The organism is Rothia sp. HMSC075F09, assembly GCF_001810515.1.
Taxonomy (GTDB): Bacteria; Actinomycetota; Actinomycetes; order Actinomycetales; family Micrococcaceae; genus Rothia.
This window is the reverse complement of sequence record NZ_KV801787.1, coordinates 1-694: the sequence shown is the minus strand read 5'-3', so window position 1 is coordinate 694 and position 694 is coordinate 1. Positions and strand designations below refer to the sequence as shown.

Below are 694 nucleotides of genomic sequence, written 5' to 3'. Positions count from 1 at the left end.
GCCTGCGGCCAGCAGGCTAACAATGAGGCGGTAGCCGCCGCCTCCGCAGCACCGAGCGAAACCGCTTCGGCGGTTGCGGCAGCATCTGAGTCGCCTTCGGCAAGCGCAACCCCGAAGCCGGTCGTTACCCGCGGCTACTCCGGCGGTTCCAAGGCACCTGACGGCGAGTATCGCAAGGCAGACGAATATGGTCCGGCGCAGAATGTTCCTCTTCCGAAAGCCGAGCCGCAACAGTACCCCGAGACTGAACAAGGCCTCTACCGCATGATGAAGGATTGGCTTGTCTCCCATAACTATGCCATCCAGACCGGTGACTGCTCCTACGCTTTCAAATACGTTACGGACGAATCTGAAGAATACGGATTTTACCTGTTCATTGAGGATCTTTACCAGAACGGCGGATGGACTGTTGACGGCCTAGATGCCTATCAGCCAGAAGGTCCGCTCATCTACGATGAGGCAAAGAAAAAGTACCGAATGCTGCATCGCCGGTTCTGGACCACTGTTATGTACGTGGAGTCTAATGGTCACCTTGATATGCAGGCTAATACTGACACCAGCGACGATACTTTCTACTTCCTTTTCACCTACTCTGACGGCTATTGGAAAATTGCTGGCAGTAAAACGGAAGAGGAATTGCAAAACGAGAAATAGCTTCTTCCTTCAATTCACACACCACACCGATACGAGGAAT

General features: G+C 53.3%; 1 protein-coding gene. It reads left to right on the top strand.

All coding sequences use genetic code 11. The features are described 5' to 3' along the window. Window positions 1-654, top strand: a 654-nt coding sequence (locus tag HMPREF2749_RS09285) for a DUF6318 family protein (RefSeq protein ID WP_070593581.1), incomplete at its 5' end; no start/stop codon positions are given. Between the last annotated feature and the right edge of the window lie 40 nt (window positions 655-694).